Origin of the sequence: Haladaptatus sp. QDMS2 (assembly GCF_029338295.1) — an archaeon.
Lineage (GTDB): Archaea > Halobacteriota > Halobacteria > Halobacteriales > Halococcaceae > QDMS2.
In genome coordinates, this window is record NZ_CP119791.1 from 52,685 (window position 1) to 71,095 (window position 18,411).

Here is an 18,411-nt window from a genome sequence, read left to right on the forward strand (position 1 = left end):
TCCGTCACCAAAAAGCAACCCTACCCAAGTGAGGCTCGGACGCAAGTCCGAGTCGGGTCGATGGCACGGCCTGTAGGGTGTCAGCAGGGTAGTCCGAACGGACTGGCGTCACCACGCGCCCACCGCCCCGACGCATCACCTACAAACCGAGACCTCCCTCGGGAGGGAAGGTGCCTCCGTTGGTGTCGGAACGACCGACCCCAAGCGCGAGGAATCCCACGACTTCAGTCGTGTGGAGGATGTCAAAGGTCATCACCACTTATTCTGGGCAGCATGCAAAGACTGCAACAGGTTCACTAACTGCACGAAGGAGTAGCTTTCTGGATGGCAACAACCCGATCGCTTCGCGTCTACGAGTGAGATTGGCTTCGAAAAAAGCGTCGGCGTCTATCAGAGCCGCTTACGCGGCGTCGGCTTCGACCGCTTCGCTCTCGTCTAAGCTTTCGAGTGCGGTGAGCACTTCCTGCTTGTAGCGCTCTACGGGCAGGTCGTACTGCTCTTTGGCCATGCGCGCGTACTCGTTGGTCTCGTCGTCGAACGCTTCGATGCGGTCCATCGTGCGCTCTGCGGTTTCGACGACCCAGCGGTCGCGCGTCTCGGCGGAGACGACGGAGATGGACTCCGGTCGGATGGAGACGTTGATGGAGCCGTCGTCCGTCTCGTAGGTGCGTGGCTTGCCTGCGATTGCAACGTACGCCGGGGCTTCGACGTCACGGAGGACGCTCGCGGCTTCCGGCTGGTACTGGCCAGCGTAGACGAAAAACGTCCCCGTCGGGTCGACGACGCGGCCGCGCCAGTACTCGCTGTCCTCACCGACGTCTTCTTTCTCGGTGAGCGTGCCGACGACGAACACGCGGTTTGCGCGTTCGCCCGTCGGGAGCAGCAGGTAGACCGGGGCGCGTTCGTCGTCCGATTCTTTGAACGTGTAGCCTGCGTCGTTGAACTCGCGGGCGAAAACCCGTCGAGCGACTTCTCGGGTGGGTGCGGAACTCATGGTTACATCGACCTCGCTTTGATGAGGACTGCTTCGGCATCGACCGGGCCGGTCAGTTCTTCGAAACTGTTCGCCAGGACGTAGCGTCCGAGCGTCGGGCCACTGATGCGGTAGTAGCGCCCGAGGACTTTCTCGCGCATCTCGTCTGCGACGATGGTCGTGTCGAGTGCGTCCATGGCCATCTCCTTTGCCTTCTCCAAGGTAATCCCGGTGAGTTCCTCGGTGGCTTCCTTGTTGAAGATGGTCTCGTGGACGTTCACGCCGTCGTCGACGACGCCCTTGATGCGGAGGTCGAACTCGCCTTCGACCTCACCGTGTTCTGAACACCGTCCGTTCTGGAGGACGCGCGTGCAGTCCTCCTCCGGACAGCGCTTGATGAGTCCGCTGCCGCTCTGGATGTCCACCAGTGCGCCTTCGATTTCGGCTTCGTTGTCGCCGACTTCCAAGTCCTCGTCGAGTTCCTCGATGCCGGTCGTCCGGTTGAGCTTGACCGAGAATCGGCCCTGGTACTCGTCGGTGACGACGTTCGAGAAGCGGTAGACCTTCCCTTCTTCGAGTTCGGGGAGGTCCGATTTCGCCCACTTCGTGAACTTGATCGTGCCGGTCGGGTCACCGAGCAGGCCGACCTGCCCGATGGATTCGTGGCCGGGTTCCCAGAGGTCGACGACCTTTGCGGTCAGGTCGAGCCACTGCTCTGGCTCGTCTACGTCCGCGATTTCCATCTCCTGGTTGCCGCCTGCGCCACGGAGGTCTTCGCGCTCCATGCCGGCTTCGTCCAGGTAGTGGCTCGTGACGCTGCGACGGGCCTCGTCTACGGGGACCTTGTATTCGTTTACGAGTTTCTCGAGACGCTCTGCTACGTCTTCGACGGTCAACTCGAGTTTGTCTGAAAACTGCTCGTGTATCTCTACTGCGTGCTGGTGCACATCTGTCATTGGGTTTCACTGTCTCCGCCTGTTTTCAATGGGAGACATACGACGGTTGGTTCCCAATGGTATAAAAAGTATGGTGAGCGGGCTGAAAGTGATTCCCTCGTGCGATTCCGTTTTGGGACTTAAGCCTCCGGTTCCCACTCAGAGGCGAGCAGGCCGTAGATGACTTGGTCGACCCACTCGCCGCCGGTGAATTCGGACTTTCGCTTGGTGCCTTCGTGAGTGAAGCCGAGCTTTTCGACGACGCGCCGAGAGCCTTCGTTCGGGGCTTCTATCCACGCGTCGATACGGTGGAGGCCGAGTTCTTGGAAGCCGAACTGGATGATTGCCTCGGCGGCTTCGGTGGCATAGCCTTCGCCCCAGTATTCGGGCGCAATCCAGTAGCCGAGGTTGCCGAGTTTGTTCCGGTCGTTAAAGGGCATGAGTCCCGCGTGCCCAACGCGTTCGTCACCGTCCCAGAGGACGAGCGAGACGACGTCGTCGCCGGTGTGGAACTCCTCGTAGGAGTCCTCCTGTTCCATCTCGGAGTACGGCGTCCGGAAGATGCTGATGTACTGGCGGATTTTCGGGTGGTTCAGGTGTGAATTCAGGAAGGCCTCGTCGTCGCGGGTGACTGGTCGGAGGTCGAGGCGTTCGGTCTGTAGATACGGTGTTCGTGACATACTGGTGGTTGTGACTCGGTCTGAAAATCGGTGCGTGCGCAGACGGGACTCAGCCAACTCGTGCGTCGAACGTGAATCCGGTCAGAAACAGGTGGAAACGAGCATCGGGTACCTGTTTGAGACCTTTCGGAGCAGACGCAAAAACGTTATCCCTGGGAAGAACAGCAATGCTGGACACCTGAAGACCTATTAGCATCGAAGCAAGATGCAGGTTCACTGCCCATGTTCCCCGTGATTGACATCATCCCTCCCTCGGCCCTCAAATTCTTGATAATCATCGGGTTCGCCACCTTCGCGCTCCTGTTCGCGTACATCCTGGGAGGCGGGTCGTCGAAAATGGACGATTGGTCCTTCTCCGGGGGGCGATGGCGATGAGACGAAGAGCATCGCTCGAAACCGGGAGCAAGCCCACGGGACATGTTCCCCGCCCCGTGACGCTTTGTATCTCCGTGCCCAACCACCCTGCATGAGTAACCGGCGGCGCATCGAACGCCTCATCCGCCAGCAGTTTCGCAAGGCGGGCCGTCAGATGGGGCGGGCACGCTACGAGTATCGCGAAGGGCGAGGGGAGCGGTCGCGCACGCCGGACGCCCCAGAGACCGACGGCGGCCGCGAGATGAACATCGTCTGTCGCCGGTACGCAGAGCGCCGTACTGTCAGCCTCGACGCCCAGCAACATCCCCACTGCTTCGACGCCGAAAGCGTAGACTGTCAGGGCTGTCTCGAAGACATTCGCGAAGGTATCATCGAAACGTGGTAAACTGCCTCGATCGCTCTTCACTGCGGTATGCTATCTGGTAGCACTCTCTCGATTCTCGTGTGAATCCGGGTCGCGACTATTATTGCGACATAGCTGATAATTCACCGCCGGAAATCGTGCGTCTTTTGAAGCGGAGTGTGTGAGATTTCACTAGACTTTCTTTCCACCATGAGAAAACGCCTTCACAGCATCGACACACTGCGAGCCCTCGCGATTTTCTTCATCACTCTCGCACACCTCCAGCCGTTCCGTGACTTTGCCACGCACGGGAATCTCCTCTTTTTCGCCCTCGATACCATCGGCCAGTTCGACGTCCCCTTCTTTTTCGTCACCTCGGGCTACTTCCTGGCGGCGAAGGTGAACACCCACAGCGTCACAGCCACCATCAAGGGCACCGGCCAGAAACTCGGCTCCATCTTCGTGTTCGGCAAACTCGTCTCTGTCGCGACGGCCGCACTGGTCGCCGTCATCGCCGGCACATCCGTGATGAGTCAACTCACGCACAGTCTCTTCAACCTCTCTCCGCTCTCCCTGTTGTACTACGGTAACGCCCAGACCGTCCCCCTCTGGTTCCTACCGGCGCTGTTTTTCTCCATCGCCTTCGTCTCCGTGTTCGTCAAATTCGACAACACCCGCTACCTGCTGCCAGTCGCGGCGCTCTTTCACGTCGTCGGCATCGTCGCGATGAACTTCGAGATGCTCATAGAGATTCCGTTCCCCACGCGCGATGCCCTCTTCTTTGGCTTCTTCTACGTCGCACTCGGCTACACGATTCGCTCGTCGGACTGGAACCCGGACGAGAATCGCAGTCACCTGTATCTCGGCGCGGTCGTGCTCCTCTTGGGCGTGCAACTCGCCGAACAGTACGCGATTGGCTACCTCATCCACGACAACGTGCTCGCGCAGACGGTGTACACGACTGAGTACACCATCTCCACGATATTCCTCGTCCTCGCACTCTTCGCGTACGCGCTCTCGAATCCGGGCTGGGGAAAGAACACGATTCTGCCGAAGGTGGGTCGACACGCCCTCGGCATCTACCTCCTTCACGTCCCCGTCTTCTTCCTCATCCACGCGACCAAGAGGTACTGGATTCCGGTCATCGGATTCGACCTCCCATCGACGTTGGTCTGGCAGGTGACGATTACACCGTTCGTGTACGTGCTTTCACTGGGGAGCTATCTCCTCATGGCGCGAATCGGCGTCATCGAACTCGAGGGCAGCCACATTCCGTGGCTCGGTCAGCTGCGGGCTCGCGGTTGGATTCCAGCGCGGGAGTGAAAGCCTAATTCCGTTTCTGTCGACTCACAGAAAGCATTTATAAATAGACAGAAACGATTTGACATGAACTCCGCTGCGAGAGGGTCTACACCGGCGAATACGAAGAGCCGGCGGTGGGTGCTATTCGCCACAGCGACCATCCCATTTGTCTCGAGTGGTTGTGCGCTGGACCCATACAACGACAGCAGTCTCTCGCTTCACTTCGAACCGGTCACGGACTCGAACCTCGGTGACGAATTTCTCTACACAACCGCTGACTGGTCTGAACTACAGCAGGAACTCGTGAACGAAGGTGTCCCGAATGGCACCACAACCTCCGGTCACCGACCGTTCCGGACTGGTGATTTCATCGAAGTGGACGGGACGTACTACGAAATCTCTGTCACAGAGAACGGAAGGACACCAGTCAAAACGCCGCTACTCGTAGCGACACCCGTAGAAGAACCAGACGGGAATGTCGGTGATTTTGGAACCCTTTCGGACACAGACGTGGAGACGCTTCGGTGTGCCCTCTCAACCGCAAGGGAGGGTGAAAAAACACGTCCATGCCCAATTTTCGGTGGTGAGAGCAGTAGCTTCCTCCCAAAACCTGCATTCGAATTCATCGAACACGGGTCGAGGTATTACCGCCTCTCTGTCGAGACGAAAGAAGTCCCTCTCGAAGCGTACGAGTACGAGTTCACCGCTATCGCGGAAACCCAGACCGAGTTTGCTGAATTCGCCGCTCGTGAACTCATCGCGGTGGATTTCGATGCAATGGACCTCTCGGAAAAGCAGCGAAAAATCCTCCGGACTGGAACCGAAACGGGCGTTTACGAAGAGTCGCCGCCGCCCTATACTGACGCCTTAACTGAACTCGTGGAGGTGTTCGAAGACAGTGCGGATGCTCACCGAGATTACATTCGATTCGAGGGTGGTTATTACCTCATGTGGACAATGTCGGTCCACGACGACTAATCGGTAGCAAACTCGTACACGTTGGGGCGATATGGTTCCGCTTGAAAGCAGCGTCGCCGATACTATTTTTCGCCCCACGCTCCCACATCTACCCATGGACCTGCCCCTCGTCGCTCTCGTCCTCGCCGGCGGCACCGGCACCCGACTCTATCCTGCGAGCCGCAGCCACCGCCCGAAGCAGTTTCTCGACTTCGGCGACGGCTCGCTGCTCGCCCAGACCGTAGACCGCCTCGGCTTCGCAGACGAAATCTACGTCCTCACCCGCGAAGATTTTGCAGACGAAATCCACGACCACGCTCCCGAAGCCGCCGTCCTCACCGAACCCGAACCCAAAGACACCGGCCCCGCGCTCGTCTACGCCGCCGCCCGTATCCGCGAGCAGGTGGGTGACTGCGTCCTCTTTTGCGTCCCGAGCGACCACCACATCACCGGCGACTTCGCGGAGACGGCACAGCGGGCCGCCCGCGTCGCCGTAGAGACGGAGAATCTCGTCACCGTCGGTATCCGCCCGACCCGCCCCGCGACTGGCTACGGCTACATCGAACCCGGTACTGACCACGGCGACTACGCCGACGTGGCTTCTTTCCACGAAAAACCGGACGCCGAAACAGCCTCCGAGTACGTCGAACGGGGATTCCTCTGGAACGCCGGGATGTTCGCGTGGACGCCCGACGCGTTCCTTCGGGAGGCAGGAGAGACGCCCCTCGCACCCCTCGTCGAAAACCCAGACGATTTCGACGCCGTCGAACCGGTGAGCATCGACTACGCCGTCCTCGAACGCACCGGGCGGGCGAGCGTCGTACCCGCGACGTTCGAGTGGGACGACCTCGGCGCGTGGGACGCCCTCGCCCGAATCCTCGACGCTGATGAGGCTGGCAACGCCGTCCTCGGCGACGCTGAACTCGTCGAGACGACGAACTCGCTCGTGGTCACGGACGACGCTCACGTCAGCGTCGTCGGGGTCTCAGACCTCGTGGTGGTCGCCTACGACGACCGCGTGCTCGTCGTGCCCATGGAGAAGGCTCAGCGAGTGCGCGAAATCGTCTCCCGGCTCAAGGCCGACGGCCGGTTCTGAATTAGCTTCGGAGCCGTCCTCCATCGACGGGAAGCGCGACGCCGTTGACAAAGCTTGACCGTTCGCTGGAGAGGAAGGCGACCACATCGCCGAGTTCGCGCGGGTCGCCGATGCGCCCGAGCGGAATGTTTGCCGACCACTCGGCGAGGCCCTCCTCGTAGCTCGCAATCTCGCCGCGGTCGAGCGACTGCTGGATGAGGTCCTGAATCCGACTGGTTTCGTGCGCACCCGGCAACACCGCGTTCACCCGCACGTCGGGGGCGAACTCGCGAGACAGCGTTTTGACGAGGCCGATGACCGCGCTGCGAACCGCATTCGAGAGGACGAGTCCCTCGATGGCCTCGCGGACGCTCGTCGAGGTGATGGCGACGAACGTGCCCGCGCCGCTTTTCGCGAGGTGCGGGTGGGCTTCCTTGGCCGTCCAGACGGCGCTCATCACGAGCAGGTCGTAGGCGGCGTACCAGTCGCGCTCCTGGGTGTCGAGAAACGGGCCGGAGGGTGGACCACCCGCAGACGTCACGACGTGGTCGAGGCCACCGAATTCGTCCACGGTCTGGGCGACGAACGCCGCGACGTGGTCTGGGTCAGTGATGTCTGCCTCCACCGCGAGAACGGTTCCGCGCCCCGCACCGCCGACTCGTTCCTCCGCTTTCGCCAGTCGGTCTGCGTCCCGCCCGCAGATGGCCACGTCGCAGCCTTCCTCGGCGAGCGCAACGGCACTCGCCAGTCCGAGCCCGCTGGTGCTCGCCGTCACTAACGCGCTATCTCCAGCAATTCCAAAGTCCATGACTGGCCCAACGCGGGCCAGCGCTAACGTCGTTTCCCCGCTCAGTGCTCGGTGCGCTCGGCACGGCGCACTCGCACCGCCCCGTCGTGGGTCACGCCAATGAGCAGCGGCTGGACGACCTGTCGTCCGCTCACCGCGCCACCCGCCTCGTCGCCGACGACTTTCATGAGTTCGGGCGCGGTGTGACTGACCTTGACACCTGCTTCGTCACACGCGCCGTACACCTTCGCCGGTACGTCGTAGAGGTCTGCCCCCTCCTCGACGAGTATCTGCACCGGGGCGCGAAGCGTCTCCGCGAACGCCACCGTCTCGCGGGCCTTCTCGATGTTCGTCCGGGCGCTCGACTCGACGCTCGAAACGTTCGCTCGCGACGTGCCGAGCAAGTCCGCGATGTCCGCCTGCGCGATGCCCTTCTCGCGCAGTGCGAGTACCTCGGCCTGTCTTCGGGTGAGAATACTCGCTTCGGGGTCGAAGCCGATGCGGTCGAGCAGCGCGTCCACATCTGGCATCGGGTCGTCGCTCACGGTCGGCGTTAGCTGCCCCAGAAATTGTCGCGGCTACCGAGGCGCTCTGGGCGCTTTGGTTTGCTGTAGCCGTCTTCGCCGTCTTCCTCGTCTCCCTCCGTTTCTGCCTCGTCTTCCGCTTCTGGCTCCATCGGAAGGCGCTCGATTGGGTCTGCGCGAGCGTGATTCGAGCGAACTTTCGTTATCTTGACTCGTGCGCGTGCGTCGGGGAGGACGCCGTCTACGAAAATGATGAAACCGTCCTCGGTCCGGCCCACGCCAGCCCCACTCTCGTGGATGTCGGTGACGTCGACGACGACCTCCTCGCCGGGCTTGACCGGCTGTGACTTCAGGTCGCGGATCGGCTGGTTGTAGTGGTTACACCACTCAGCGCCGCCTTTGTCCCCGTAGTGCTGGCATCCCATCCCCTGGATGTGTTCGCTGAACTTGGGGCAGTCATCCGCGAGTGGACAGGTGGGCATATGGCCTACGTTTAGAGGCCGCCGTCTAAACGCTTGCGTCTCTTCAACTCCCTGACGGCGTGACTGTCTGCGTTCTGCGAATAGCGAGGGGTCTGTGTCCGAAGCCGAACCTGAAAACTTATCGTGTGATGTCAGAAATTGTCCATTATTGTCCCCCGATTCATCCCCGCTCTCCTCGATTCGCCGTCGTGACGTCCTCTCGCTCTCCGCCGGCGCACTGACCACCGCGCTCGCTGGATGTTCGTCTCTCCAGCAGACATTCCGTGAACAACAACTCTCGACACCCGAGCGACGAATTCCAGTCGACTGGAAACCGAACCCTGGGGAGTGGCCGCGAATTGGCTATCTTTAATCGAGGAGAGAATCCCGCCCTTCAGGGCGTTGACGAGACGCAACGCGTCTCGTTCGCACATCAGAACGCTTCGCGTTCTTGAGGACGGGAGTGAATCCAACACTTCCTACGCATCCACCGTCGATGGCAGACCGGATATTCCACGCCAATCCGAATCATTAAGTAATCTAGCTTACATAGGCTATGTATAGCGATTCAGGTCACTCGGACGTACGTTGGTTCCATCCAGAACCACCGACAGGTCTGTAATGGCCTCGATTCGCTCGGAGATTCCGCCTCGAAACTCTGGAACGTCGCACGATGGACAGCCGACCGCGTATGGGACGCAACCGGCGAAATCCCAGACGAGGGCGTTCTGAAGTCGTACATGAAGAACCAAGAGTGCTGGAAAGACTTGAACGCACAATCCAGTCAGAAAGTCATCGAAGAACTTTCCGACGCTTTCCAGTCATGGTTCGACCTGCGACACAAAGACCCGAAAGCGAATCCACCCGGCTACCGCAAACACGGCGACAAACGACCAAAGAGTACGGTCACGTTCAAAGAAGACGGGTTCAAACACGACCCCAAGAACAACCGCGTCCGGCTCAGCAAAGGGTCGAACCTCAAAGCACACTTCTCAGACTTCCTCCTCTGCGAGTACCAGACCCGCCCTGATGTTGACCTCTCGGAAGTCAACTCGGTGCAGAACGTTCGCGCCGTCTGGAACGGCGACGAATGGGAACTACACTTCGTTTGTAAGGTCGAACTCGAAACGAACGACTCAGCAGGCGACGGTGTTGCTGGAATCGACCTTGGCATCAAGAACATCGCCACAGTCGCGTTCCCCGACGAATACGTTCTCTACCCCGGCAACTCGCTCAAGCAAGACAAGCACTACTTCACGCGAGCCGAGTACGACACCGAGGGCGAGAACGGCCCGTCCGAGAAGTCGATGTGGGCGCGTCGGAAACTTGCAGAGCGTGAAACGCACTTCTACCACACGCTGACGGACACCATCATCACCGAGTGTGTCGAGCGTAGTGTTGGAACGCTCGCGGTGAGTTGGCCCGAAGACGTGCGAGAATCCGACTGGGGCAAGACTGGCAACAAGAAGTTGCATACGTGGGCGTTCGACCGCATCTACCAGTACCTCAACTACAAAGGCGAGATTCGCGGTGTTGGGGTACTGAAAGAGAATGAGTGGAACACCTCGAAGACGTGTTCGGCGTGCGGTGACGATACGAAAGGGAACCGCAAGCACCGTGGGTTGTACGTCTGCTCGTCGTGCGGGTTAGTCGGGAACGCAGATTGCAATGGGGCAGAGAACATGCGTCAGAAGATAACTCCGAGTCCTCACGGTGAGGATAGGAGTAACGGCTGTGTGGCACAGCCCTCGGTACACTTGTTCGATTCAGAAAGTGGGGCTTTCGCCCCGCGAGAACAGGTCGTGTCGTAGACCGGCAAATATCCCACCTGCGGTACGGGAAGCCCCGTCGTTCACGACGGGGAGGATGTCACAGTTACGCCGGAACGCGACACAACCCGTCTGCCACCCCGCCCCGCGAGCAACCGGAGGCGGCGTGGTCATTTGTTGATGCTTCTGAGCAAATCAATTCACTCGTCGTCAGTCAGGATGCCGTGTTCGCCCGAACACGGGCCGAACTCGTTGCCATCGACAAGGAAACAGGTCAGGAACGCTGGCGAAAGCAACGAGATGGCTGGGGATACGTCAGCTATATGGAAGGGCGGGTGTACGACGTGTCTCGGGACACTGTCATCGCACTCGATGGAGACGGCGCTGAACAGTGGTCAATCTCCATCGAGAAATTCCATCACGCTCGGCTCATCGAGCGTGAGGGGTGGGTCTACGTGCTTGCGCGAAACCGATTCGCCTGTGTACACGCTGATTCGGGTGAAATCCTGGTCGAAACAGCCCTCGACGATGACGATATGAGCCACTACTTCCCCGTTACCGACGGCCATCGCATCTTCGCGGGCGACTCCAAACTCTTTGGGTACGAGGTTGTTGACAACCGATTCGAGAAGCGATGGGAGTCGCAGATGGCTCCACACCGCCTGTACGGGTTCATGGCTACCGATAACGGCCTCCTCTTTCGAGCTGGCTTCAATACACTCGTGTCGGACGCTGCGCGAGGTCGATTGTCCATTCACGACGTCGAAGACGGCAGTCTGCGGGCCGAACAGACGTTCGAGACGGTCCCGCGTTCCCCTGCTGTCGTTGACGGGATCGTCTTCGTCTCGACGTCAACCGTGAGCAGCGACAATATCGGCGACGATGGCAAACTCGTCGCACTCTCCTCCGAAGGAGAATTGCTCTGGGAGTACACACCGGAAGCCAGTCTGCAACCACCAGTGGTCGCGAACGACACGCTCTACACTGGTCCCTTCGCCAATCGCGAGGCACCACTCATCGCCTTCGACGCCATCTCTGGCGAAGAACTGTGGCGTGAAGACCCAGATACGCTGCAGGGGTCTGTCGAACTTGCAATCGCCGGAGACATGCTCTACGTCGCAGATGGAACACGAGTGCGGGCACTCCGCACATAGCTGCCGCTCGCTTGCAAAAAGCTGGACCAAAAATACAGTCGTTCAAGCGAGAGGAGTCCGTTCGACCACCGTCCCCTCCCACCTTTTTACGGCGCTCGCTGCACTCGCTTGCAAAAAGCTGGACCAAAAATACAGTCGTTCAAGCCAATGGAGTCCGTTCGACCACAGTTCCGTCGACCGTCGGATACTGCTCGATAATCTCGCCTTTCTCCACGTCGCCCTCTTGGACCATCTCCTCTAAGAGCCACCAGGCGATTTCGACGTGGTTCTCTTTGACGGTGTAGAACTCCTCGGGGACGCCGAGAGCTTCGAGTTCCGCGGGTGTAATCCACGTCTTGCCGTAGACGAGCGTGCCGTCGTCGGTCACGTCGTCGAATTCGCGGCGGAGGTTCTTCGCCATGCGCTTTAAGCGGTTTCGATGCTGGGCGGCGTCCTTGAACACGGAGGTACAGAAGTACACCTTCGGGTGGACGGCCATCTCCTCTAAGATGTCGTGGGAGCCTTCGACGGCGCTCATGTGGCCCTCACGGAGTTCGTAGCCCTCGGCCTGCATGCGCTCGTAGTTGCCCTCGCTCATCTCGAACTCGTTGATGTTACAGAAGTCCGCCGCGCCCTCGTCGAGGAAGTCGATGAACTCGCGTTCGGCGCGGATGCCCGGAATCTCGAACGCCGGGGTGAGGCCTTCTTCGCGGGCGATGTAGAGGATTTCCTCCCATTCGGTGCCGTGCATGTCGCCCCAGAGTTCGTACGGCGGGTGGAAGCGAATCTCGTCCAGTCCGGCCTCGGCGAGGCGGCGCATATTTTCGCGCCCGCCGGTGATGCCCGTGTAGAGGTGGGTGTGGTGGTCCTCGCCGAACTCGTCTTTGAGCAGGCGCAGGTAGCGACACGTCTTGTCCATCGCCTCCTGTGGTTCGCCGCCAGTGATGGAGGTGCCGAGGGCGTCCATCCGCTTTGCTTCGGTGATGACGTCTTCGTCGGACTCGACTGCACGCTCGTTTGCGTACACCTGGGTCACGTTCTTGCGGTTCTCCCCAAGCGGACAGTAGAAGCAGTCACGCTGGTCACAGTAGCCGTAGACGAACAGCACCATTTTGCCCCCTTTGGCACACTGTTCGCAGCCCTTCGAAATCATCCGTTATCGCCAGTCTTGCCGGTCGAGCCCTAAAAACTGTGCGACTCGTGCGGACGATTTATCCTCCCTGTTGACGTGCACCACTGTAATGGCCGACAGCTCGCGGCGCACCATCAGCATCGTCTTCACGGTGGTCTTTCTCGACCTGCTCGGCTTCGGCATCATCATCCCTATCCTCCCGTTTTACGTTCGGGCGTTCGGGGCCGACGAACTCGTCATCGGGCTGCTCGCGGCCTCCTACTCGGCGATGCAGTTTCTCTTCGCGCCAGTCCTCGGGAACCTTTCTGACCGTCGGGGACGGCGACCCATCATCCTCATCTCGGTGTTCGGCAGCGCCATCGCGTGGACGCTGTTCGGACTCGCGGAAGGCCTCGCCTTGCTGTTCGTCTCGCGGATGCTCGCCGGCGCGATGGGCGGCAACATCGCCGCCGCGCAGGCCTACGTCGCCGACGTGACGCCGCCCGAGGAGCGCGCGAAGAGTCTCGGTCTGCTCGGCGCGGCGTTCGGGCTTGGCTTTATCTTTGGGCCGGGTATCGGCGCGGTATTCACCTTTCAGGTCGTCGTGGACTTCTTCCAGGGGCTCATCCCGTGGGTCACCATCAATCAGTTCTCGCTGCCGAGTTTCGTCGCGGCGTTTCTCGCGCTCATGAATTTCCTCGTCGCGTATCGGTTCCTCCCCGAATCGCGGGAAATCGCGGACGAGCCGGTCGCCTACGAATCGCAGCTTACGCAGCTCAAAAACGCCATCCTGAACGAGGACCTTCGGGGCCTTCTCGTCGCGTTTTTCCTCATCTCGTTTGCCTTCTCGGGGGTCCAGATCATGTTCATCCCGTACGTCGCCGACATCTACGGCTACAGCGAGTCACAGAGCGCGCTATTGCTCACCTACATCGGCGTCCTCGGCGTCATCGTTCAAGGGGGCCTCATCGGCCGACTTACGAACCGCTATACAGAGAGCAGGCTGACCGTCTTCGGGGCCGCCCTGCTCACCGTCGCGCTGTTCGGGATTCCAAGCGCGCCCCTCCTCGGCGAACTGGTCTTCCCGAGTCTCACCGGTGTCGCCTCGTTCCTCACGAACCAACTGCTCGCGCTGCTCGCCGTCCTCGCCGTCCTCTCGCTCGGCAACGGCATCGTGAACGTCTCGCTCACGACCATCGTCTCCCAGAAGGCGAGTGCGGACCGACAGGGGAGTGCCCTCGGCCTCACGCAGGGGTCGGGGAGTCTCGCACGCACTTTCGGCCCCGTCCTGATGGGCGGCATCTACGCGACCATCGGCTACTGGTCGCCGTTCGTCCTCGGGGGCGTCCTGCTCTTGCCGGTTCTTGCAATCGCGTTACAACTCGCCCGAAATGACGACGCAAAACGGGCGACAGCAACCGAATCTGAACTGACACACTGACGCCAGAAAACAATTATACGGACGCTCACCCTAGCCTCCAGTAATGCTGCTCGTGCTGTGCATCGACCTGGACGACGACCTCGGCCGGAAGACAGGCCTGTCTACGCCCGTCATCGGCCGCGACGCCGTCGAAGCCGCCGCCGTTGCACTCGCCACCGCAGACCCCGAGGACTCCGACGTGAACGTCCTGTTCGAGGGCATCCACATCCTCGACAGCATCGAGGACGAAACCGTCGAAGTCGCCGCGGTCACGGGCCTCGAAGGCAGCGACATCGCCGCGAACCGCAAGGTCGGCGAGGAAGTCGATACGGTCCTCGCGAGTCTCACGACGGGCGAGGACATCCGCGCGCTCGTCGTGACCGACGGGGCACAGGACGAGTCGGTGATTCCGGTCATCCGCTCGCGGGTGCGCATTGACGGGGTTCGCCGAGTCATCGTCCGGCAGGCCCAGGACTTAGAGTCGATGTACTACACCATCAAGCAGGTGCTGAACGACCCCGAAACCCGGGGGACGATTCTCGTTCCGCTCGGCATCCTCCTGCTCATCTACCCCCTCGCCATCATCGCGGACAAACTCGGCCTGCCGGGGGCCGTCTTCGGCATGACCTCCGGCCTGCTCGGCCTCTACGTCCTCTTCAGAGGCCTCGGCTTAGAGGAGACCATCGACCGCTCGATAGACCGCCTGCGCCGGGGGCTCTACGCCGGGCGGGTCACGCTCATCGCCTACGTCGTCGCGGGCACGCTGCTCCTCATCGGCGGGGTCAGCGGGATGGAGATGCTGACCCAGATTCAGGAAGCGACGCCAGGTGGCCAGCCAAACGCCCTCTACGTCATCGCGGCGTTGCTATACGGCTCTGTGCGCTGGTTCGCCGCGGCGGGCATCACGACCAGTCTTGGTCGGGTGACCGACGAATACCTCGCTGCGACGTTCAAGTGGCGCTACCTGAACGCGCCCTTCTACGTCCTCGCCATCGCCATCGTCCTCCACGCCGTGAGCGCCTACTTCCTCGGCATCGTGACGCTGTCGTTCCTCGCGGCGGCCCTTACTGGTGGGACGTTGCTCGCGCTCGCCTCGACGCTCGCCTTCGCGGTGGCGGAAACCCACTTTGCCCGACCGGTCGAAGCCTGAGAGCCTTTTTACAGGCTGGCCGCCTACATCTCCCGCATGAACATGCGCCCGACCGTCTACCAGGTTGATGAGTACGAACCACAGGAGTTCGACTGCGTCCTCGTCCAGGAAGGGGTAGCCGTCTGCCTGCGAAAAGACCCGCGACTCGCCCGCGTGATTCCACTCGACAAGGTGAATCACATCGATGGGGATCCGCGAATGCTGCTCTCGGGGCCAGAAATCCCCGAATCGTTCTATGGCGGCGGAATCTGTGGCTACATCGACACCTCGGAGTACCCGGAAATCGAGGCCCACCTCGCCGACATCGAGCGCGAGGAGTACTGAGTAACAGCTTCCGTCTCGCGATTGACGCCAGCGCCGTCACCGACTACGCCTACCCTGTCTGCGAGTCGAGCACCGACTGGACGAATTCTGCTTTCTCGTTCGTATACGTCTCGCGGTCGTCTGCGTACTGCTCGGCCAGTTCTCGTTTCAGCGCGGCGTACGCTTCGGCCAACTCGGGGTTTGCCAGCAAGGCATCCCGGAATGCGACGTAATCCTCGAATCGCTCTGTCCCTTCTTCGACCACCGCGAGGTGGTGGGTGCGACCCGAGTCCGGACCGCGAGTGAAAAACAGCCGTTTTTCGAGGGGGTCGTCGGCGTCGTACTCGTAGCCGAGGCTCTGCAGTTTGGGAATCAGTTCCTCGGCGCGGGCTACATCCGACACGACGACGAGCACGTCGAGAATCGGTTTCGCGGGGATGCCCGGAATCGCCGTACTTCCGACGTGCTCGATGCGCTCGATTCGGTCACCGATAAGCGACCGCAGTTCGCGGGCAGTAATCGAAAACGCCTCGTGCCACGCCGGGTCGTGCTCGCACAGTTCGACCGTTCCGCTTTGCAGGCCGAGGGTCATCGTTCGCGGACGACGACGAACTCAGCGAGGTCCCGGAGGTAGTCGAGTGCCTGCGAGTCTGCAGCGTCCACCCGGTCGAGGGCGTCAAGGGCGGCGTCGGAGTAGGCGCGAGCGCGGTCGTTCGCCTCCTCGGGCGTAAGGTTCGTAATCTGGACGAGCGACGGGCGGTCCATCTCGGCGTCGATGCCGGTCGGCTTGCCGAGTTCCTCTGCGTCCGCGACGGCGTCCAGCACGTCGTCGCGAATCTGGAAGGCGATCCCCACCTTCTCTGCGTACTCGCCGAACGCATCGACCGTCTCCTCGTCCGCCTCTGCGGCGATGGCTCCGACTTCGGCGGCGGCACGAAACAGCGACCCCGTCTTACGACGGGCGAGCACCATGTACTCGGCTTCGGTTTCGGGTTTCGCCACCAGTTCGGTCGCCTCGCCCTCACCGAGTTCGACCATCGCCTCGGAGACGGCTTCCATGGCCCGGCCGTTCGTCGAAAACAGCGAGAAAGCCTCGCCGAGCAGGCCGTCCGAGGCGATGATAGAGGGGCCGTAGCCGAACTCAGACCACGCGCTCGCGACGCCGCGACGGATGTCCGAGTCGTCGATGATGTCGTCGACCACCAACGAGGCGTTGTGGACGAGTTCGATGCCGACGCCGAAATCGACGGCGTCCTCAGCGCTACCGCCGACGGCCTCACACGAGAGGACGGTCACCATCGGCCGAACGCGCTTGCCCCCTGAGAGGGCGACGTGCTGCATCTGCGCCGCGAGCGCCGGTGGCTCGATCTCGTCGAGCACCGCCTCCAGTCGTGTCTCGACCAGCTCGCGCCGACGCTCCAGATACTCCATTACCGAACTCTGAGGGTGGACGAAAAAAGTACGTGACGGTTCACTCGACAGGTTGCCCACAATTTCGCGTCGCCCGGAACTGTGAGACCAGTCCGTCGACCAAGGTGGACGCCAACACGTGGGTTGTCGCCGAACGAACGGTTAAGCCGCTCCTTCGAGTACTTCCTTCGAGACAATGACTCCCACATTTGACGTCGTCGAGACGACCGTCGAGGACATCCACGCCGCCTACGAGGCGGGAGACCTCACCTGCCGGGACCTCGTCCAGGCCTATCTGGACCGCATCGAGGCCTACGACAGCGCCGGGCCGGAACTCAACTCCATCATCACGGTGAACGACCACGCCCTCGAACAGGCCGACGAACTCGACGCCGCCTTCGAGCAAGACGGCTTCGTCGGCCCGCTGCACGGGATTCCCTTCGTGGTCAAAGACCAGGTGGAAACTGCGGACATCACGACTACGTTCGGCTCCGAAGCCTTCGCCGACTATCAGCCCGAAGCCGACGCGACGCTCGTCACGCGCCTTCGCGACGCGGGAGCCATTATCCTCGCAAAGACGAATCTCCCCGACTGGGCGACGTCGTGGTTCGGCTACTCCTCGGTGACCGGGCGCACGAAGAACCCCTACGATCTCGCTCGCGACCCGGGTGGCTCCTCCAGCGGAACCGGGGCGGCGGTGGCGGCGAACCTCGGAACCGTCGGCATTGGCGAGGACACGGGCGGGTCGATTCGCTTGCCGTCCGCGTACAACAATCTGTTCGGCATCCGCGTGACGCCGGGCCTGCTCCCCCGAACCGGAATGTCGCCACTCGTCGTCTCACAGGACACTCCCGGCCCGATGGCGCGCACCGTGCGGGAACTCGCGCTCGTCCTTGACGTGGGCGTCGGCTACGACGCCGCAGACGAGTACACTGCGGTCACGGAACTCACCGACGACGCGGGGTCCTACGCCGACAGCCTCGACGCCGACGCCCTCTCCGGGGCGCGAATCGGTGTCCTTCGCGATGCATTCGGCGCAGCAGACGACCCCGACAGCGGCCCGGTCACGGCACTCGTAAACGACGCCATCGAGACGATGGAAGAAGCAGGCGCGACGATTGTCGAGCCGGTGAGCGTCCCGAATCTGGACGAACACCTCGATGCGACCTCGCTCTACATCCTCCAGTCCAAACGCGACCTGAACGAGTTCTTCGCCGCCCGCGACGACGCGCAAGTCGATTCGGTCGCCGAACTCTACGAGTCGGGACAGTACCACGAGATTCTCGACCTGTTCATCGGCATCGCGGAAGACGGCCCGGACGACCCGACCGAGGACCCCGACTACTGGAAGAGCGTCGCGGCGCAACTCAAGTTCCAGCGCGACGTGCTGAACGTCTACGCCGAACACGACCTCGACGTGCTGCTCTGTCCCGACGTGCAGGTCGTCCCGCCGACGGCCGAGTCCATCGAAGCGGGCAAACTCGACACCCTGACGTTCCCGACCAACACGATTCTCGCCTCTCAGTCCGGCCTCTGTGCGATTTCGGTTCCCGCCGGCCTGACCGACGACGGCCTCCCCGCAGGCGTCGAACTCATCGGAAAACCGTACGACGAGACGACGCTCCTCTCGCTGGCCTACGCCTTCGAGCAGGTTGCGGACACGCGCGTTCCGCCCGAGACGGCGCCGCCGCTCGACGACTGAG

The 18,411-nt window shown here is 61.4% G+C and carries 21 protein-coding genes; 12 read left to right on the plus strand and 9 right to left on the minus strand.

The window, feature by feature from the left end; translation table 11 throughout:
• Positions 1-400: 400 nt before the first annotated feature.
• The 3 genes from P1M51_RS00290 to P1M51_RS00300 all read right to left on the minus strand — a co-directional run bounded on the left by P1M51_RS00290 (position 401) and on the right by P1M51_RS00300 (position 2,588).
• On the minus strand, positions 401-994 hold the full coding sequence (locus tag P1M51_RS00290; RefSeq protein WP_276246184.1) for an RPA family protein: 594 nt from the start codon (positions 992-994) through the stop codon (positions 401-403).
• Positions 995-996: 2 nt separating this feature from the next.
• Positions 997-1,929 (minus strand): replication factor A, encoded by a 933-nt coding sequence (locus tag P1M51_RS00295; protein WP_276246185.1) that lies wholly within the window; start codon positions 1,927-1,929, stop codon positions 997-999.
• A 119-nt stretch (positions 1,930-2,048) separates the two neighbouring features.
• Positions 2,049-2,588 carry a GNAT family N-acetyltransferase gene (locus P1M51_RS00300; RefSeq protein ID WP_276274723.1) on the minus strand — a complete coding sequence of 180 codons (540 nt, stop codon included), beginning with the start codon at positions 2,586-2,588 and terminating at the stop codon, positions 2,049-2,051.
• 222 nt (positions 2,589-2,810) lie between these two features.
• Here P1M51_RS00300 and P1M51_RS00305 point away from each other — a divergent pair, with 222 nt between their 5' ends.
• The 5 genes from P1M51_RS00305 to P1M51_RS00325 all read left to right on the plus strand — a co-directional run bounded on the left by P1M51_RS00305 (position 2,811) and on the right by P1M51_RS00325 (position 6,661).
• The gene (locus P1M51_RS00305; RefSeq protein ID WP_276274724.1) at positions 2,811-2,963 is read left to right on the plus strand and encodes a hypothetical protein; all 153 of its coding nucleotides are present in this window, start codon (positions 2,811-2,813) and stop codon (positions 2,961-2,963) included.
• Between the two features lie 91 nt (positions 2,964-3,054).
• Positions 3,055-3,348 (plus strand): hypothetical protein, encoded by a 294-nt coding sequence (locus tag P1M51_RS00310; protein WP_276274725.1) that lies wholly within the window; start codon positions 3,055-3,057, stop codon positions 3,346-3,348.
• A 168-nt stretch (positions 3,349-3,516) separates the two neighbouring features.
• On the plus strand, positions 3,517-4,629 hold the full coding sequence (locus P1M51_RS00315; RefSeq protein WP_276274726.1) for an acyltransferase: 1,113 nt from the start codon (positions 3,517-3,519) through the stop codon (positions 4,627-4,629).
• Between the two features lie 282 nt (positions 4,630-4,911).
• Positions 4,912-5,586, plus strand: a complete 675-nt coding sequence (locus tag P1M51_RS00320; RefSeq protein ID WP_276274727.1) for a hypothetical protein — start codon at positions 4,912-4,914, stop codon at positions 5,584-5,586.
• Positions 5,587-5,680: 94 nt separating this feature from the next.
• Positions 5,681-6,661 (plus strand): mannose-1-phosphate guanylyltransferase, encoded by a 981-nt coding sequence (locus tag P1M51_RS00325; RefSeq protein ID WP_276274728.1) that lies wholly within the window; start codon positions 5,681-5,683, stop codon positions 6,659-6,661.
• A gap of 1 nt (position 6,662) precedes the next feature.
• Here the strand turns inward: P1M51_RS00325 and P1M51_RS00330 are convergent, their stop codons facing one another.
• The 3 genes from P1M51_RS00330 to P1M51_RS00340 are packed head-to-tail and all read right to left on the minus strand — an operon-like array spanning position 6,663 to position 8,433.
• On the minus strand, positions 6,663-7,448 hold the full coding sequence (locus P1M51_RS00330; protein WP_276246193.1) for an SDR family oxidoreductase: 786 nt from the start codon (positions 7,446-7,448) through the stop codon (positions 6,663-6,665).
• A gap of 41 nt (positions 7,449-7,489) precedes the next feature.
• Positions 7,490-7,957, minus strand: a complete 468-nt coding sequence (locus P1M51_RS00335; protein WP_276246194.1) for a Tfx family DNA-binding protein — start codon at positions 7,955-7,957, stop codon at positions 7,490-7,492.
• Between the two features lie 23 nt (positions 7,958-7,980).
• On the minus strand, positions 7,981-8,433 hold the full coding sequence (locus tag P1M51_RS00340; RefSeq protein WP_276246195.1) for a TRAM domain-containing protein: 453 nt from the start codon (positions 8,431-8,433) through the stop codon (positions 7,981-7,983).
• A gap of 148 nt (positions 8,434-8,581) precedes the next feature.
• Between P1M51_RS00340 and P1M51_RS00345 the strand changes: the two genes are divergently transcribed.
• From P1M51_RS00345 to P1M51_RS00355, 3 genes are all read left to right on the plus strand, one after another.
• Entirely contained in the window at positions 8,582-8,785 is a 204-nt protein-coding gene (locus tag P1M51_RS00345; protein WP_276246196.1) for a hypothetical protein, read from the plus strand.
• A gap of 187 nt (positions 8,786-8,972) precedes the next feature.
• On the plus strand, positions 8,973-10,223 hold the full coding sequence (locus tag P1M51_RS00350; protein WP_276274987.1) for a transposase: 1,251 nt from the start codon (positions 8,973-8,975) through the stop codon (positions 10,221-10,223).
• A 182-nt stretch (positions 10,224-10,405) separates the two neighbouring features.
• Positions 10,406-11,335, plus strand: coding sequence for a PQQ-binding-like beta-propeller repeat protein (locus P1M51_RS00355; RefSeq protein WP_276274729.1), 930 nt, complete (start codon positions 10,406-10,408; stop codon positions 11,333-11,335).
• Positions 11,336-11,474: 139 nt separating this feature from the next.
• Here P1M51_RS00355 and P1M51_RS00360 read toward each other — a convergent pair whose 3' ends face one another.
• Complete coding sequence (locus P1M51_RS00360; protein ID WP_276246199.1) at positions 11,475-12,467, minus strand: radical SAM protein; 993 nt, start codon at positions 12,465-12,467, stop codon at positions 11,475-11,477.
• Between the two features lie 88 nt (positions 12,468-12,555).
• Between P1M51_RS00360 and P1M51_RS00365 the strand changes: the two genes are divergently transcribed.
• The 3 genes from P1M51_RS00365 to P1M51_RS00375 are packed head-to-tail and all read left to right on the plus strand — an operon-like array spanning position 12,556 to position 15,319.
• Positions 12,556-13,866: an MFS transporter gene (locus tag P1M51_RS00365; protein WP_276246200.1), complete on the plus strand. Its 1,311-nt coding sequence runs from the start codon at positions 12,556-12,558 to the stop codon at positions 13,864-13,866.
• Positions 13,867-13,909: 43 nt separating this feature from the next.
• Positions 13,910-14,995, plus strand: coding sequence for a DUF373 family protein (locus P1M51_RS00370; RefSeq protein WP_276246201.1), 1,086 nt, complete (start codon positions 13,910-13,912; stop codon positions 14,993-14,995).
• A gap of 36 nt (positions 14,996-15,031) precedes the next feature.
• A complete protein-coding gene (locus tag P1M51_RS00375; protein WP_276246202.1) occupies positions 15,032-15,319 on the plus strand; it encodes a hypothetical protein in 288 nt (95 codons plus the stop codon).
• A 49-nt stretch (positions 15,320-15,368) separates the two neighbouring features.
• Here P1M51_RS00375 and P1M51_RS00380 read toward each other — a convergent pair whose 3' ends face one another.
• Together P1M51_RS00380 and P1M51_RS00385 are read right to left on the minus strand one after the other, a co-directional pair.
• The gene (locus tag P1M51_RS00380; protein ID WP_276246203.1) at positions 15,369-15,890 is read right to left on the minus strand and encodes a GrpB family protein; all 522 of its coding nucleotides are present in this window, start codon (positions 15,888-15,890) and stop codon (positions 15,369-15,371) included.
• Positions 15,887-16,729, minus strand: a complete 843-nt coding sequence (locus P1M51_RS00385; RefSeq protein ID WP_276246204.1) for a polyprenyl synthetase family protein — start codon at positions 16,727-16,729, stop codon at positions 15,887-15,889. The genes P1M51_RS00380 and P1M51_RS00385 overlap by 4 nt, the downstream gene beginning before the upstream one ends.
• Before the next feature lie 175 nt (positions 16,730-16,904).
• Here P1M51_RS00385 and P1M51_RS00390 point away from each other — a divergent pair, with 175 nt between their 5' ends.
• Positions 16,905-18,410 (plus strand): amidase, encoded by a 1,506-nt coding sequence (locus P1M51_RS00390; protein WP_276274730.1) that lies wholly within the window; start codon positions 16,905-16,907, stop codon positions 18,408-18,410.
• Position 18,411: the final 1 nt, after the last annotated feature.